Annotated in this window: 14 protein-coding genes; 8 read left to right on the top strand and 6 right to left on the bottom strand. The window is 34.1% G+C overall.

Annotated elements, in window-relative coordinates; genetic code table 11:
* Positions 1-4: 4 nt before the first annotated feature.
* Entirely contained in the window at positions 5-802 is a 798-nt protein-coding gene (locus QGM60_RS13865) for a universal stress protein (RefSeq protein WP_281140843.1), read from the bottom strand.
* Between the two features lie 34 nt (positions 803-836).
* Here QGM60_RS13865 and QGM60_RS13860 point away from each other — a divergent pair, with 34 nt between their 5' ends.
* The 3 genes from QGM60_RS13860 to QGM60_RS13850 are packed head-to-tail and all read left to right on the top strand — an operon-like array spanning position 837 to position 2,865.
* Positions 837-1,337 (top strand): GNAT family N-acetyltransferase, encoded by a 501-nt coding sequence (locus QGM60_RS13860; RefSeq protein WP_281140842.1) that lies wholly within the window; start codon positions 837-839, stop codon positions 1,335-1,337.
* Positions 1,334-2,668, top strand: coding sequence for an MATE family efflux transporter (locus tag QGM60_RS13855; protein ID WP_281140841.1), 1,335 nt, complete (start codon positions 1,334-1,336; stop codon positions 2,666-2,668). The genes QGM60_RS13860 and QGM60_RS13855 overlap by 4 nt, the downstream gene beginning before the upstream one ends.
* 23 nt (positions 2,669-2,691) lie before the next feature.
* Positions 2,692-2,865 (top strand): hypothetical protein, encoded by a 174-nt coding sequence (locus QGM60_RS13850; RefSeq protein ID WP_281140840.1) that lies wholly within the window; start codon positions 2,692-2,694, stop codon positions 2,863-2,865.
* 99 nt (positions 2,866-2,964) lie between these two features.
* Here QGM60_RS13850 and QGM60_RS13845 read toward each other — a convergent pair whose 3' ends face one another.
* A complete protein-coding gene (locus QGM60_RS13845; protein ID WP_281140839.1) occupies positions 2,965-3,594 on the bottom strand; it encodes a 2OG-Fe(II) oxygenase in 630 nt (209 codons plus the stop codon).
* Between the two features lie 117 nt (positions 3,595-3,711).
* On the opposite strand from QGM60_RS13845, the gene QGM60_RS13840 reads away from it, so the two are divergent.
* Complete coding sequence (locus tag QGM60_RS13840; RefSeq protein ID WP_281140838.1) at positions 3,712-4,164, top strand: 6-carboxytetrahydropterin synthase; 453 nt, start codon at positions 3,712-3,714, stop codon at positions 4,162-4,164.
* 10 nt (positions 4,165-4,174) lie between these two features.
* Entirely contained in the window at positions 4,175-4,927 is a 753-nt protein-coding gene (locus QGM60_RS13835; protein ID WP_281140868.1) for a UDP-2,3-diacylglucosamine diphosphatase, read from the top strand.
* Here the strand turns inward: QGM60_RS13835 and QGM60_RS13830 are convergent.
* The 3 genes from QGM60_RS13830 to QGM60_RS13820 are packed head-to-tail and all read right to left on the bottom strand — an operon-like array spanning position 4,924 to position 8,350.
* Complete coding sequence (locus tag QGM60_RS13830) at positions 4,924-6,198, bottom strand: MFS transporter (protein ID WP_281140837.1); 1,275 nt, start codon at positions 6,196-6,198, stop codon at positions 4,924-4,926. The two genes, QGM60_RS13835 and QGM60_RS13830, sit on opposite strands and share 4 nt — an antisense overlap.
* 4 nt (positions 6,199-6,202) lie before the next feature.
* Positions 6,203-7,894: a single-stranded-DNA-specific exonuclease RecJ gene (recJ, locus tag QGM60_RS13825; RefSeq protein WP_281140836.1), complete on the bottom strand. Its 1,692-nt coding sequence runs from the start codon at positions 7,892-7,894 to the stop codon at positions 6,203-6,205.
* A gap of 42 nt (positions 7,895-7,936) precedes the next feature.
* Positions 7,937-8,350 (bottom strand): OsmC family protein, encoded by a 414-nt coding sequence (locus tag QGM60_RS13820; RefSeq protein ID WP_281140835.1) that lies wholly within the window; start codon positions 8,348-8,350, stop codon positions 7,937-7,939.
* Between the two features lie 555 nt (positions 8,351-8,905).
* On the opposite strand from QGM60_RS13820, the gene QGM60_RS13815 reads away from it, so the two are divergent.
* The 3 genes from QGM60_RS13815 to QGM60_RS13805 all read left to right on the top strand — a co-directional run bounded on the left by QGM60_RS13815 (position 8,906) and on the right by QGM60_RS13805 (position 16,803).
* Positions 8,906-11,734: a carboxypeptidase-like regulatory domain-containing protein gene (locus QGM60_RS13815; protein WP_281140834.1), complete on the top strand. Its 2,829-nt coding sequence runs from the start codon at positions 8,906-8,908 to the stop codon at positions 11,732-11,734.
* Between the two features lie 5 nt (positions 11,735-11,739).
* Entirely contained in the window at positions 11,740-16,314 is a 4,575-nt protein-coding gene (locus tag QGM60_RS13810) for a TonB-dependent receptor plug domain-containing protein (RefSeq protein WP_281140833.1), read from the top strand.
* A gap of 276 nt (positions 16,315-16,590) precedes the next feature.
* Positions 16,591-16,803 carry a hypothetical protein gene (locus QGM60_RS13805; RefSeq protein ID WP_281140832.1) on the top strand — a complete coding sequence of 71 codons (213 nt, stop codon included), beginning with the start codon at positions 16,591-16,593 and terminating at the stop codon, positions 16,801-16,803.
* Between the two features lie 50 nt (positions 16,804-16,853).
* On the opposite strand, the gene rsmI is transcribed toward QGM60_RS13805, so the two are convergent.
* On the bottom strand, positions 16,854-17,522 hold the full coding sequence (rsmI, locus tag QGM60_RS13800) for a 16S rRNA (cytidine(1402)-2'-O)-methyltransferase (protein WP_281140831.1): 669 nt from the start codon (positions 17,520-17,522) through the stop codon (positions 16,854-16,856).
* Between the last annotated feature and the right edge of the window lie 75 nt (positions 17,523-17,597).

Here is a 17,597-nt window from a genome sequence, read left to right as displayed (position 1 = left end):
AATTTTATTTAAGTCCACTCAACACCAGAACAGGTAAGGTAGAACTGTGAAAATCTTTTTTCAAGATAGTATCATTTTCCCATAATTTGGTGAAAAATCCTCTTTTTCGTCTTACCACACATAATAAATCTGGCGAATTAGATTTGTAATGCTCTAACACTGCTTGAAAAGTTGAAGGACTCTCTGCAACAGTGGTATTAGTAATCATGCCTACCAAATCATCATTAAGTTTAAAATCAGCTTCAATATGATATGATGTTTTCACCAACAGAATATTAACGACTGCTTTAAACTGATTTTTTATAGACTGTAAAGGTTTTAATACTCCTTCTTTTCTAATGATAGCCGATTTTACAGCCAGTAATATCTTTACAATAGGCTTATATACATAACCTTCAGGAACAATTAAAGCTGGTATTTGTGTACGCTTTATAATCTTTCCAGACGTTTTTCCTAAATAAACCTCATCTTTTATAGAATTGGTTCTAGGTTCCAAAATAATTAAATCCACATCCAAAGCATTACAAACCTTCTCTAAAGTATCTATTAACTTCCCTTTGAAAGTTTTAGCAACAACCTCAACTCCTCTTGTATTAATTGAGGCAATATGCGCTTCTAAAAAAGCTTGAGATTCTCGTTCTAGTATATGGTCTACTTTTATCATTGTCCCAGCTTTAGTGTAAACATTATATATTTGAACAACGTAAACTTTAGCACCAAAAGCTTGAGCAAAATCAACGGCATATTGTAAATGTGATTTTGCATTTTTTGAAGATCCAACAGGAACAAGTATTGTTTTCATTACAGTGAAATTTAAACAAAAGTAAGCATAATTAATGATTCGAAAAGCAGTAAAAGAAGATATTGACGCCATCCTAAACATCACCAAAGCATGTGGAGCCTACATGATAGAACATGGTATTTTTCAATGGAATGAACACTACCCTAACCGATTGGCTTTTGAAAATGACGTAGCTAGAAACGAACTTTTTGTTTTAGAAGTTGATAATGAAATCAAAGGTTGCATTGTGATTTCAACTCTTATGGATGAAGAATACCAACCTATAAATTGGTTGACAAAAAACGAAAACAATGTTTACATCCACCGATTGGCAGTACACCCAAGACTTCAAGGTAAAGGTTACGCACAGCAACTTATGAGCTTTGCCGAAAATTATGCTATAGAAAACAATTATAGCTCTATAAGATTAGACACATTTTCACAGAACAAAAGAAACCAAAAGTTTTACGAAATTCGCGGCTACAAACGATTAGGAGATGTTTATTTTCCAAAACAAAGTGAATTTCCTTTTCATTGTTATGAGCTAATACTTTGAGTACAAAAATTACATTACAGCACATTAATAAACTTGCCATACCAGCTTTAATTTCTGGTGTGGCTGAACCTATTTTATCATTGACAGATGCTGCTATCATTGGTAATATGGATAAAAATGCTACTGTATCTTTAGCTGCTGTTGGTATTGTAGGCACGTTTTTTTCGATGCTTATTTGGGTTTTAGGACAGACACGTAGTGCTATTTCTTCTATTGTATCACAATATCTCGGAGCAGGAAAAATTGACGAGGTAAAAAACCTGCCTGCACAAGCCATTTTTATTATCACCTCTTTGAGCCTTATTATAATTGCGGTAACTTATCCTTTAGCTACTCAGATATTTAAGCTTTATAATGCTTCAGAAGATATTCTTAACTTTTGTGTAGACTATTATCGCATTCGTGTGTTTGGATTTCCTTTTACTTTATTTACCATTGCTGTCTTCGGAACGTTTAGAGGCTTACAAAACACCTTCTATCCTATGATAATTGCTATTGTAGGGGCTTTAGCCAACATCATTCTCGATGTTATTCTGGTGTATGGTATTGAAGGTCTTATTCCTGCTTACAATATTGAAGGTGCAGCTTATGCAAGTGTTTTAGCACAAATTATTATGGCTGTGCTTTCGGCTGTATATATTTTGAAGAAAACTGATATTCCGTTACTTGTAAAGTTTCCATTTAATCCAGAAATAAAACGTTTTCTATTAATGATTGCTAATTTGTTTATAAGAACATTAGCATTGAATTTAGCGTTATATCTGGCCACAAGTTTTGCTACCAAATATGGAGAAAACTATATTGCCGCTTATACCATCGCGATTAACCTTTGGTTTTTGGGTGCTTTTCTTATTGACGGTTATGCTAGTGCTGGTAATATTTTATCGGGAAAATTACTTGGTGCTAAAGACTACAAAAATCTTATTGACCTCAGTGATAAACTTATAAAATACGGCATTGTGGTCGGAATCATTATAGCCGTTATTGGTGGAATACTCTATTATCCTATTGGCAACATTTTTAGTAACGATCCTGAAGTGTTACACGAATTTTATAAGGTCTTTTGGATTGTTTTAGCCATGCAGCCCTTGTGTGCTTTAGCGTTTATATTTGATGGTGTTTTTAAAGGTCTTGGCGAAATGAAATATCTAAGAGACGTCTTATTGTTCTCATCACTTTTGGTTTTTACACCAGTAATACTTGCTTTAGATTATTTCGATTATAAACTTCATGGAGTATTTATTGCCTTTACACTATGGATAATTGCACGTGGCTTACCGCTTATCATAAAATTTAGAAAAACTTTTAAACCTCTTGCCGAAAACCTTTAAATTTGACGTTTAAAACAAATCTCATGCATTTGCTTATTACCTTACTTCAAGAAGTAGATATAGAACAAAAACTTAAAGATGCTCCAGATGACAGTTACAGTATTGGAGTGTTTATAGGGACTCTATTACCTTTTGTAGTACTTGTAATTATAGCATACGCCATTTACAGATATAACAAAAACAGAATAAAAGACTAACCCATGGATATACTTAGATTTTTAGGTGGAAACGGCTTGTTTTTAATTTTAGGTATAGTGCTTGTCGTAGCCTATTTCTACAATCGTAAACGTCGATAACTATCGTGTTTTTAGCCAACCTGTTATACTCAATCTTGGAGTGTTAACAGGTTTTACTTCATGCTCTAGAATTTGGCTTTCAAAAATGACAACTTTACCAGGAAAAGGATAAACAACTTCTTCTCCTTTTTCTAAATACAATACGAGTTCGCCACCATTTTCTGGTTTCCAGTTTTCTTCATTAAGGTAACAAACAAAAGAAAGTTTTCGTCTGTCATCATTTTGAAACGTATCTAAGTGTCGCTTGTAAAATGTCCCTTCAGGATAGATAGCATAATGGAATTCCTTTTGGTTAATACCCAAAAAGCAAGTTCTATTTAAATAATCCTTGAGGTCATTAATTTTATTGAAAAATAACTGTTCAGACAGATTGATGTTATTTTCATCAATCCAAAGAATAATATCACCACGAATAGCCTTTTTTATAACCTCATTGGTTCTATTACCAATTGCAGATTTTTTGAAAGCGTCCTCTTCGTATTTATCTAATAATGATTGACGCAAAGCCAAAACCTCTTCACTCGTAAAAAAGTTATCTATAATGCTAAATTGTTTAGATGTAAGATCTGTTATAATATTCTCGTACAGAGGGTTTTCTGAAAACGGAATAGATTCAAATAGACTTTCCAATTTAGTCTAAAAAAAGAAGTGTTTTTTCATTATAAATCTCTAAAAAAGTGCGCAAATGTAATCTAAAATCCCTTTCGTTTTACATTTATAATATCTTTGCAGTATTATTTTATTAGAATGAGTAAAATCCGAATTACAAAACAATTCTCTTTTGAAACTGGTCATGCACTTTATGGCTACGATGGTAAATGCAAAAATGTACATGGGCACAGTTACCGTTTGGACGTTACGGTTATTGGTACACCAATTTCAGACAACAGCAATGTAAAGTTTGGGATGGTCATCGATTTTGGTGATCTAAAGAAAATTGTAAAAGAGGAAATCGTAGATGTTTTTGACCACGCCACTGTCTTTAACAAAAACACACCTCATGTAGAATTGGCAAAAGAGTTACAAGACAGAGGTCACAATGTTTTACTGGTAGATTATCAGCCTACAAGTGAAATGATGGTGATTGACTTTGCTGAGAAAATAAAAGAACGTTTACCAGACAATATTAAATTACACTCCTTAAAACTTCAAGAGACAGCAACCAGCTTTGCAGAATGGTACGCTTCTGATAATGAGTAAAAATCATCACATAGAAATCCCGAAAGGCAAAAAAATATACTTTGCTTCAGATAATCATCTTGGCGCTCCTACGAGTGACAAGTCCAGACCTCGTGAAAAAAAGTTTGTGGCTTGGTTAGACGAAGTTAAAAAAGATGCTGCTGCCATTTTTTTGATGGGAGATTTATTTGATTTTTGGTTTGAATACAAAACCGTTATCCCAAAAGGTTTTACCAGAACTTTGGGTAAATTGGCAGAAATCACGGATTCAGGAATTCCAATTTATTTTTTTGTTGGTAATCACGATTTGTGGATGAATGGTTATTTTGAAGACGAATTGAATATTCCTGTTTTTCATAAACCACAAGAATTTACTTTCAATAACACCTCTTTTTTTATTGGTCATGGAGATGGTTTGGGTCCAGAAGATAAAGGCTATAAACGCATGAAGAAAGTTTTTACCAATCCTTTCTTTCAATGGTTGTTTAGATGGTTACATCCAGATATTGGTGTAAGAATCGCGCAATACTTTTCAGTAAAAAATAAGCTGATTTCTGGTGATGATGATGCTAAATTTCTAGGTGAAGACAAAGAATGGTTAGTCGTTTATTGCAAACGTAAACTCGAAGAAAAGCATCGCGACTATTTTATTTTCGGTCACAGACATTTGCCTTTAGATATTGAGCTCAATGACAGCTCAAAATACATTAATCTAGGAGATTGGATTCAATATTACACTTATGGCGTTTTTGATGGAGAAACTTTTGAGTTGAAGGAATACTAGTTTTTTACTTCATCGTAATGCTCCTCAACATCTTGTTGTAAATCGAGTTCGCGAAGTGGTTTATTTTTCAAGCTCATTATAGCTACAACTAGTAACGTTACCGAACCGCCAAGAACAACAGCCAAAGGAGCACCAAATATTCTTGCTGCAACACCGCTTTCAACCGCACCAAGTTCGTTAGAAGAACCCACAAACATAGAGTTTACAGCACCTACACGTCCTCGCATATGGTCTGGAGTTTTAAGTTGAAGAATGGTTTGGCGAACTACCATAGAAATACCATCAAACACACCAGAACAAAATAAAGCAATAACACTAAGCCACATTAGTTTTGAAGCCCCAAAAATGATCATAAACACACCAAATCCAAAAACGGCTGTCAACAGTTTTTTACCTGTATTCTTTGTAATTGGAATATAGGTTGTGGCTACCATGGTAATAATACTTCCAGATGATAATGCGGCATTCAAAATTCCGAAGCCTTTAGGTCCTGCATCTAAAACATCTTTTGCAAAGACAGCAAAAATAGCAACCGCTCCACCAAATAATACGGCAACCATGTCTAAAGTTAGTGCACCTAAAATCACTTTGTCATTAAACACAAACTTGATTCCAGATATTAAACTTTCTTTCATGGATTCGTTGGTAGCTTTGTTTAAAATCGGTTTTTTACCAATTTGAAAAACCAACACCAAAGCCAACATCACTAACCCAAAAATAATTCCTAGCGTGTAATGCACTCCTATCCATGCAATAAGAAAACCACCACATAATGCACCAAAAACAGCAGCTCCTTTCCATGTGCTACTACTCCAAGTTGCAGCATTTGGGTAAGCTGATTTCGGAACTATCAGAGCAATTAATGAAAAAATAGTTGGTCCAAAAAAGGCTCTTAAGACTCCTCCAAAAAAGACTAAACCGTAAATGCCTATTAAAATACTTTTGGTTTCCCAAGAGGCTTCAACATTTTCAGAAGTTAACCAAAACAAGCCAAAGCTTATTAAAGAAAATAAGGCGATACAAACTGTGAAAAGATTACGTTTCTCTTTTCTGTCCACAATATGACCTGCAAAAGGTGCTAGAAAGAATGCTGGAAGGAATTCGCAAAGCCCAATAATTCCAAGGCTTAGTTCGTCATTAGTTAAAGAATACACTTGCCATTCTATAACCACAAATTGCATAGACCAACCAAAAACCAAGGCAAATCTTACTAAAAGAAAGATGTTGAATTCTTTAAAGCGGAGTGCTGCGTACGGATCTGTTTTTGCCAAAATCTTATGCTTTAATATCCTTTAATTTTAACTGTAAGCTAACATTACCATTCCAATGATTTTCATCTATAGTGTACGCAGCATCAAATGGTTTTTTGTCTTTTATCAATTCTAATTTATCGCCAAGACCAAAACCAATGCACACTATAGAATTACTGTTGGCTTGCATTCCTGTAAAACGTAAATGTTTATCTCCTTCACCAACACATTTTCCCCAACCTGTATCTTGAATGCCTTGAGTCATAAAGACTGGTGTCATATTTCCTGGTCCAAATGGAGCAAACTGACGAATAATCCGCATTAATTTATCATCAATTTGGTTGAGATTAATTTCTAAATCGATTTTTAATTCTGGAGTTAGAAGTTTTGGATCAACCGTTTCCTTTACAACAGCTTCAAATTTAGCTTTGAACGCCTCATAGTTTTCTGGTAACAAGGTTAAACCAGCAGCATATTTATGACCTCCGAATTGTTCTATAAATTCACCACAAGCTTCTAATGCGTTATACACATCAAAACCTTTTACAGAACGTGCTGAAGCCGCTAACTTATCGCCACTTTTTGTAAATACCAGAGTTGGTCTGTAATAAGTTTCTGTTAAACGCGAAGCCACAATACCAATAACACCTTTGTGCCAGTTTTTGTCATAAACTACGGTTGTAAAACGCTCTTGTTCATTGTTTTTTTCAATTTGAACTAAAGCCTCTTCGGTAATTTGTTGGTCGGTTTCTCTGCGATCTGTATTGAATTGATCGATATCTACAGCATAACTTGCTGCAAGATTAAAATCTATTTCGGTTAATAAAGTTACGGCATGATTGCCATGTTTCATGCGACCTGCGGCATTTATACGAGGCGCAATGATAAACACCACATCAGTAATGGTAAGCTTGTCTTTTTTTACCTCGGCAATTATGGCTTTCATACCTGGTCTTGGATTGCTATTAATCACCTCTAAACCAAAGTAGGCTAGCGCTCTGTTTTCACCAACAATAGGTACAATATCAGCACCAATAGCTGTGGCAACCAAATCAAGATATTCGGTTAAATCTTCTACGGTTTGTCCTTGATTTGAAGCCAAAGCCGTTACCAACTTAAAGCCAACTCCACAACCACAAAGTTCTTTAAATGGATATTCGCAATCGTCTCGTTTTGGATCTAAAACAGCAACCGCATCCGGAATTTCATCACCTGGTCTATGGTGATCGCAAATGATAAAATCGATGCCTTTTTCTTTAGCATAAGCTACTTTTTCAATGGCTTTGATACCACAGTCTAAAGCAATGATTAAGCTAAAACCATTATCATCTGCAAAATCGATACCTTGGTAAGACACCCCATAACCTTCATCGTAGCGATCTGGAATATATGTGGCTACATTTGCCGTTCTGGTTTTTAAATAGGAAGACATTAAAGCCACCGAAGTAGTACCATCAACATCATAATCTCCGTAAACCAAAATGTTTTCACCTTCTGCTATAGCTTGCTCTATGCGTGTGACGGCCTTATCCATATCCTTCATGAGGTATGGATTGTGTAAATCCTCAAAACTTGGTCTGAAAAACGTTTTAGCCTCTTCAAAGGTTTCGATGCCACGTTGCAACAATAATGTTGCCACAACATCATCAACCTGAAGTGCATTTTTTAAAGTTTCAACTTTTGAAGTTTCTGGTTTTGGTTTTAGTGTCCAGCGCATAAAAATAGCCCCTTAAATTCCCCAAAAGGGAACTTTTATAAATTAATGAAAATGAATTTCTGTTTCAACTTTAGCAAACTGTCTAAACATTTCCATAACTCCACAGTATTTTTCAACAGAGAGATTTACTGCTTTTTCACATTTACTTTCGTTTAAATCTTTTCCGTAAAAATGATAATCTACTTTTACAGAATGATAATATTTAGGATGTTCATCGGTAAGTTCACCAGAAACTTCCATTTTAAAATCATCTATTTCAACTTTCATTTTATCTAAAATAGAAATAACATCTAATCCTGAGCAACCTGCCAATGAGGATAGCATCATAGCCTTTGGTGAAAGCCCATTTCGTTCTTGCCCTTCGACATCAGTGTCCATAATTACGGTTTTTCCGCTTGGGTTATCAGATTCAAAGGTCATTCCACCTTTCCATTGGGTTGTGATTTTATGAGACATATTTTTTAGTTTAAAAGTTAAAAGTATTTAAAGTTCTAAAGTTACTAAGTAAATATGGGATAAGGTAACCAAAAGTACGGTTTGTAATGCCGAATGAATTTAAGTTCTTAGATATTTATAACTTCTACCCGTTGTGCATTTTGATTTCAAAATCATAATTAAGCGTCAGTTCGAGTGATTTTGAGATTATCGAAAACAAAATATATTTTGTTTGAAGATACCTAAAATTGTATCGAGAACTTGTTTAAATTAAAAAATTCTATTCTCGATACTGATTTTACTCTTTATCAGTCGTAAAATCCACTCGAATTGACGAATTTTTTCAAAATGTACAACGGGTAACTTCTCTTTTTAAGTATGTCTATTTGGACAACTAAGCGTTATGGCGCAGAATGCTCCACTAGTACTAAGAAAAATACAATAAAAACCTCATCAGAAATGGTGAAGTTTTTTTTGCTTTATACACTTTACTCATTCGTTTGGGTACTTTACTCATTTCTTATTTATAACCAATGAAGTTGATTATACATTTGAAATCAACCAACACACACAATTATGAATAAAATTACATTCAAAATATTCGTATTGCTCATATTATTCCCAGTATTCTGTTTTGCTCAAGAAGGAACGGTAACAGGAACACTAACCACTTCATCAGACGGCTTGCCTTTGCCTGGAGCAAATATATTTGTTAAAGGAACAACCAATGGAGTACAAACCGATTTTGATGGAAATTACAGTATAAAATGTAATGTAGGTGATGTTTTAGTTATTAGCTATGTTGGTATGGATCCTAAAGAAATTACAGTGACAGCTGATATGTTCGGAGCCATACAAAAAACAGCGGTTAAGCGAGTAAAAGTGAAATCTATTGAAACTGACGCTTATAGTGAAGCTTTAAAAAACAAAAAAAAGGAGCGTTTTAAAATACCTTCCATAGCAGATTCAAAGCATAGCTATAACAAAAAAGACAACTACAATGCTTTGCATAGAATAAAAGATATTCATCTTGACCCAGAACATGTTAACCTAACCTATTTTAATCCAGATATTTATTTTCAGGTTGGAGTAAAATCTAACTTAAGCTTTCAGTTTGTTAAGGAAAGTAACTTACCAAAGTTACAATCTTCCTACAGCCAAGGAGCCACCGAAAATAGATCTATTGCTTTTTTAGGACCAGAAACAGGAAACATCTTTTCTTATGGACCAAACCTAAATACTTTGGAGTTTGATGGAAGTAATTATATATACGACAACAACGGCAGACTGGTTACGCAAGGCAATGGAAATGGCGTTAGCTCTAAGCAATACAACAATAGCGTGTTAAACACTGCCATTAGTAGGTTTACCAATGTGTATTTTGATATTGATACAGATGAATGGACTACAGGACTTGACTTTAGTCAGAAAAACACTGAAGATATTTTTGGTAGAGCACAAAAAATAAATAACGATCTCGCACTAAACTTTAAAACCCTTAATCCTAACAGTGAAGAACTAAGCTGGAAATCCTTTGTTAAGTATAGTAACTGGAAAAACAACCAACCTAATATTAATGGATTTAGAAATAACCTCCTTTTAAATTCATGGGTAACACCTGTGTCTTTTAATAATGGTCAAGGCAGCGTTTTACCAGACAATACACAACGCAGTTTTAGCCCAACCAACTATAACAATCCTGAATGGTTGTTTAACAATAAAAACTATGATGCCAACACCTTATTTGTAGCCAACCTAAAAAATGACTTAAATATTGGTGATGACTTTTCAATAGGAAGTCAACTAAGCTATAAAACAACAGAAAACGAGCAAAACTTTGGTTTGTTTACCAACACTGTAGGTTTTGAAAGTGGCTATCTAAGCAACAAAACCATAAAAAACAATAGCTTCAATGCGATGCTAGACTTACACTATGACAAATACTTGGGAGATTTTTCAATAGATGTACGTTCCGTTACTAGATTTAAAAATGAACGTCTAGATTATAGCTTTAAGGAATCTGAAGGGTTTGATGCCTTTACATTTTCAAATCCAAATAATACAACTGAAATTTCTAATCGCATTAATAGAAATGTGCTACGACCAAATCAGTCTGTTACTCTAGAATACAATAGACACTCTAAAATTGTATTTAGCAATACTGCCTATATCTCCTCTATTCAGAAAAACAAATTGCTTTTACCTTCATCTATTATAAAAGTTGATTTAGCAGATATTTTAGATATCTATGACTTTAATAGTTTAAGCTTAAGCGCAACAAGTGCTTTTGATGTAAATGAAATGCCTCTTTTTTACAACAATCAAAGTCACAACAGTCTTCAATTATTACCTTCAGAAAGTCTTGGTTACACTAGTAACATCGACTTATTTATAAACGAAGACTTAGATTTAGAAGAAATACATGACTATTCTTTTAATCTCAATTTAGGCTTTTATTTATGGGATGTTAATTGGGATTTTACTGCAAGCTATTTTGGCTCAAAAACCAAAGGAAGCGTATTCCCAGTTTTGGAAGGCAATCAATTTCAACTTCAAAATATTGCAGATATTACCAATAAAGGTCTAGAGCTACAATTAGATGTTTCTAAAAGGTTTGGCTCTGTGCGTTGGAATAGCAGACTAAGCTTTATGACAAACCAAAATAAGGTTACCAAACTATACAATAATGAAGAGCGTGTACCAATTGCAGGTTTTCAAAATGTGTCTAAAAATTTAATCGTTGGCCAACCTGCTGGTGTTATTATAGGAACGGCATTTGCAAGAGATACTCAAAACAATATCATTATAGACAGTAATGGCTACCCAACTGTAGATACAGAACAACAAATTATTGGTAATCCTGTACCAGATTTTACACTTGGCTTTTCTAACCATTTTACCTGGAAGAAATTAAAATTCCATTTCACGTTAGACTACCAAAAGGGTGGAGATACATGGAATGGCACCCAAAATGTACTTAACTATTTTGGCACATCACAACAATCTGCAGATCAAAGAAACATTACAAATTATATTTTTAATGGAGTAAATGCTCAAGGTAATACAAACACAATTCCTGTAGATTTTTATAATCCTGAAGAAGGTATTGAAAATAACCGCTTTGTACGCTACGGCTTTAGTGGTGTTGCTGAAGAAGCCATTGAGGATGCAAGCTATCTTAACCTAAAAACCATTGAGCTTTCTTATGATTTTGCTAAAAGTAATTATGATTTTTTCAGACAAGTTGAAATAGGGCTTTACGCTCATAACCTCATCACATTTACAAAATACAGAGGAGCATCTCCTTATTCATCACTTTTTGATACCAATTCTGGACATAATCTTAACTTTTTCAATACTCCATTAATGAGCGAAGTTGGGCTAAAATTCAACTTAAAAATATAAACACTATGAAAAAACTTATACAAAACACCAAACTGTTGGTAATTGCCGGACTTTGCTTCTTCACGTTGCTGTCTTATAAAGCTTTTGAAGCCTTTAATAATCCATTAGAGAAGATATACACACAAACGGACAGACCGTTCTATTTTCCTGGAGAAACCATTTGGTTTAAATCTTACATCGTAGGTACAGACAATACTATTTCTTCTATCAGTGATGTAATGCATGCGGAATTAATTTCGCCTAAAGGCGCTGTTGTAACATCCTTAAATCTTAATGTAAAACAAGGATATGCTTACGGAAATTTTGATATAAACTCTGATTGGGTTGGTGGCATTTACACTTTAAAATGCTACACCAATTGGATGCGTAATTATGGTGAAGATTCATTTTTTACGAAAAAAATTACTATTCAGAAAGTGGTAAAACCAAAGCTGTTACTTAATTTGAAATTCGAAAAAGAAGGCTACGGAAAATCCTCTGAGGTCATAGCAAATCTTGAAGTTAAGGATTTAAAAAATCAACCTTTATCGCATACTGAAGTTACGTATAAAGTGAGTGTAAAAGGCACAGACATTATAAATGATGTTGTGGTTACAGACAAAGACGGCAAAGCAAAACCTAGCTTTACATTACCAGAAGACTTGGAGTCCGTTGATGTTGTTTTAAACGCTTTGGTATACCACAAAGGCACAACAGAATCTATCTCAAGAGCTGTTCCAGTGGTTTTAAATACTATTGATCTTCAGTTTTTACCAGAGAGCGGGAAGATTGTAACTGGTACTTTAAATAAAGTTGCTTTTAAAGCTCTTAATGAATTTGGAAAACCTGTAGATCTCAAAGGCGTTATTGTTAATACACAAGGAGAAACCATTTCAAATTTTGAAAGTTTTCATGATGGCATGGGAAGTTTCAATTTTAATCCAATTAAAGACGAGGTTTACCATGCTAAGATTACAGAACCTTTTCGTTCTGAGGAATTAATTCAGCTACCAAAAGTGTACGAAAATGGTGTTCGATTTTCTGTTACAACCGATAGTCTATCCTCCAATTTAGATATTTTTTCAACCTATAGCACACCTTTATTTCTTGAGGTTTCTAATGCAAGTACATTGCTCTTAAAAAAGGAAATCGGTCTCAAAAAAAATATAAGCTTAAACACTTCAGAATATCCTATGGGCATTACCAAATTCAGTTTAAAAAATGAATATGGCAGTACATTCGCAGAGCGTTTGGTGTTTCTAAATCCTCATAAAAAACTTCATGTAGACCTCAGCCTAGATAAAGAGCTGTACAATACCAGAGAAAAGGTAAAACTTACTATAAAAACATACGATGAGAAGCAGAATCCTATTCCAGCAAACTTATCATTAGCCGTTGCAGATAATAAATTACTGTCCTTTGCTGACGACAAGCAAGACCATATTTTATCTTACTTATTGGTGTCTTCTGAATTGAAAGGAAAAATTCATAAACCAGATTTTTACTTGAATCCAAAAGAGCCAAAATCAAAAACAGCAATAGATTATGTGATGCTAACTCATGGCTGGCGAGACTATATCAATGCACCTACCGTTACTAAGGAAAATGCACAATATCTACCAGAACAGAGTGCTATACAAACAGGTGTTGTGCTCAACAAAAAAGGAAAACCAACACAAGCACATTTGCTGCTTTTTGATAGAGATGGTAATAAAGTTTTGGTTTTTGACACCGAAGAAGATGGCTCTTTCGCTTTTAAATTCAACAATAATTACAATCTTACTTTATTGGCTTACAAAGACAATGGAGAACGTGTTACTATTGAAGAAACATCCTTAGAAGAAGGAAGATACTACAGCCAAACACCAACTAAAAATGTAGAAAACAAAGAGAATATTAAGTCTTTTGACAAAAATGAAAAACCACTACAAAACACTATTAAACAAAAGGCAAAAATATCTGTTGGCTTACAAGAAAGTGAAAACGGTTTAGATGAAGTTGTTGTTGTGGGTTATGGCACCACACGTAAAGAAAGCCTTACGGGTTCTGTGACAGTGATTTCACAAGAAGAAATTGCATCAAACGGTAATTCTGTAATGAATGCTTTGGCTGGTGAAGTGGCTGGTGTTAACATAATAAATGGTAGCGGACAACCTGGTAGTGCTCCAAACGTTAGAATTAGAGGCTTTGGTAGTGTTTCTGGTAATAACGAACCTCTTGTTGTGGTAGATGGTGTGCCTTACGATAGATCTGCTTTGAGCGACATCAACCCTCAACAAATAAACAGCGTAACAGTCCTAAAAGATGCTGCTGCAACTGGCATTTATGGTAGCAGAGGCTCTAACGGAGTTATTATCATTACCACCAAAAACGATAGCTACCCTTATTATAAAGGAGCCACAAAACGATTAAATAACCGAGATTATAAAAACTATGCTGTAAAGCAATTTTACCACTATAATCAAAACCACATAGACACTCCAAGAAGTTTCTACATGCCAATCTATGAAGGAAAAAATCTACCAGAAGAGCGTACCGATTTTAGACAAACCATATACTGGAATCCTGTAATACAAACCAATGCTGATGGTATTGCCGAAATTGAATTTTATAATTCTGATGCTGTAACGTCGTTTAAAATTTCTGCTGAAGGCATTGGTTATAATGGCCTTGTAGGCAAAGCTGACAAATTATACGCTACAAAAAAGCTGTTGAACACAGACATTAAAACACCTAATTATATGGTGCTAAACGATACCATTTCATTACCAATTACCATTACAAATGAAACTGAAAAAGCCATGGAAACTAATTTAAAGTTTCTATTGCCTGAACATTTAAAATTGGTATCGTCTATTGATGAAAAACTAAACGTGGAAGCTAAAAACGCTGTCACCAAAACCTTAAAAGTTATACCTCTTGAAAAAGGTAAAGACTTAGACATTTCCATTCTGGCAGAATCTGAAGATTATAAAGATATCATTAAGAAAAAGGTAACAATTTTAAGCCCTTATTTTCCAACTTCTTTATCATTGTCTGGTTCAGAAACTCAAACGTTTGACTTTGAAATTAACCACGCTGTTAAAAATAGCGTTACTACAGAATTTAATATTTATACAGACATTGTAGGTGATGTTATGGATGGTATTGAGTCTTTAATCCGTCAGCCTTACGGGTGTTTTGAGCAAACATCATCTTCAACATATCCGAATATTATGGTCTTAAAATACCTAAAGGAATCTGGCAAAAGTAATCCTGAAATTGAAGCTAAAGCCCTAGATTTTATAAAACAAGGCTATAAAAGGCTTATTGGTTTTGAAACTTCTGAAGGTGGTTTTGAATGGTTTGGTCATACTCCGCCACACGAAACCTTAACCGCTTATGGTATTTTGGAATTTACCGAAATGAAAGAGGTATATGATGGTGTAAGCGACAAAATGATTTCCAGAACTGTAGATTGGCTTTTAAGCCGAAAAGACGGTAAAGGTGGTTTCAAAAAAAGTAAAAAAGGCTATGATAGTTTTGCTAGTTCACCAACAGATGTTGCCAATGCTTACATTGTCTATGCATTAAGCGAATCTGGTGTCAATGCAGATTATATGCTAGAGTATAACACAGCCTATGCAGATGCTATAAAAAGTAATGATACTTATAAAATGGCATTACTAGCCATGGCAAGTCATAACCTCAATAAAGAAGAGAACTTTAAAACACTTTTAGCCAAAATAAAAGCAAATATTGAGGAGTATGGTTTTGAGAAAATACCTGTAGAAAATACAATTACCAGATCTTACGGTAACTCAAAACAGATAGAAACCGTAGCGCTTACAGTATTAGCTTTAATGGACGAGAAAAACGAAAATACAGTGCTCGTAACAGAAGGTGTAGATTATCTCATTAAACAACGTAAACACAACCGTTTTGGCTCTACACAAGCAACTGCTATGGCTCTTAAAGCTCTGATTAATTACACAAAAAGTCAAAAGCAAAAAATACTTAAGGAAAACGATGACATTACTCTGATAGTAAATGGTAAATCGATAACTAAAAAATTAGAACTTTCAGACGATGGGAAAATTACCATTAACGGTTTTGAGAACTATCTACAACAAGGAAAACAGACCATTGCAGTTAAGTTTAATAACCCGAAGGCAACATTTCCTTATACTTTGAATGTGAATTGGGATAGCACGTTACCAGATAGTTCAAGGGCTTGTCCATTACAACTCGAAACAACAATTACTGGACAAAACCACACGGTTGGCGATAATGTGAGTTTTAATATCTCTGTGGCAAACACCAATGCAGAAGCCTTAGGCATGGTAACCACAATTGTTGGCATACCATCTGGAACAACAGCTCAACCTTGGCAACTAAAAAAGATTTTAGAAGAAAACAAGATTGCTTTTTATGAGATTTTTGATAATTATCTGGTGTTTTACTGGCGAGAATTTAAAGCCTCAGAAATCAAAAATATTAGACTCGACCTAAAAGCTGATATTGCTGGCCACTACCAAGCACCTGCAAGTACTGCTTACCTTTACTATGGAGATGAAAACAAAACCTGGATCTCAGGAAATACAGTTGAGATTAAAGATTAAAATAACTTAATTTCTCATATATTTTAATGTTAAAAAACCTCATCAGAAATGGTGAGGTTTTTTTGTGTCCTTTTAAAATATAGTTCTATTTATGATATTGGCAAAGCCATATCTCAGTAATTATAATTGCTTCATTTAAAATAGCAAGAAATTATTTAAGCTATGACAATTGTAAAAACTAATTAGTCTAATTAGCTTTGAATTGTAAACCTAAATAAACCATGTCACAGCTAGCTATAATTACTTGATTTAATTTGGCTTAAAATTTAAAGAGTAATGGAAATATTTAAATCTGTATCAGTAGTTATTGCACTAATTTTGGGAGGTTGTTTTATTATTTTTCTGGTGTGGATAATAGTCATGGTTCATCAGTTAAAAGGAATACCAAATCATAAAATTGAAGCCTTGGGTGATTTTTTTAATAAGCTTCCTATAAAGAAATTCTTTAGCTTATTTTCTAATAATAACTTAAACAAAAATGACAAATAAATAGAATCTTTGACCCTTTTTGTGGATCAGGTGGTTTATTTGAGAAATCACTATTTCTTCCCACCAACCACAATAACAATCTCGCCTTTTGGTGGTTTGTTGGTATAATGTTCTAAAACTTCCTTTGCTGTTCCTCTAACGGTTTCTTCATAAAGTTTGGTAAGTTCTCTCGATACAGAAACTGGTCTATCTTCACCAAAATACTCACAGAAATGTCCTAAGGTTTTTACTAACTTATGTGGACTTTCGTAAAAAATCATAGTTCGGGTTTCTTCTGCTAAAAGTAACAATCTGGTTTGGCGGCCTTTCTTTACAGGTAAAAACCCTTCGAACACAAACTTATCGTTAGGCAAACCACTATTTATCAATGCTGGCACAAAGGCTGTTGCTCCGGGTAAACATTCAACCTCAATATTGTTTTCTACACAGGCTCTAACTAATAAAAATCCAGGGTCGGAAATGGCTGGTGTTCCCGCGTCACTAATCACAGCAATTGTCATTCCCGATTTTAGTTTCTCGATTAAGTGATCCACCGTTTTATGTTCATTGTGCATGTGGTGACTTTGCATGTGTGTGGAAATTTCAAAATGCTTTAAAAGCTTTCCTGAAGTTCTGGTATCTTCTGCCAAAATTAAGTCGACTTCTTTTAAAACGTCAATTGCTCTAAAAGTGATATCCTTAAGATTTCCTATAGGTGTTGGTACCAGAAATAGCTTCATGTCTTTAAAATTGTTAACCAAAATTACAATCTTTATAATTATTATAGACGCAACTGTTGGGAGTATTTTGCATCT

The organism is Winogradskyella sp. SYSU M77433 (assembly GCF_029911945.1).
Lineage (GTDB): Bacteria > Bacteroidota > Bacteroidia > Flavobacteriales > Flavobacteriaceae > Winogradskyella.
Note: the sequence above shows the minus strand (reverse complement) of the source record. Positions and strands in the feature narration are given on the sequence as shown.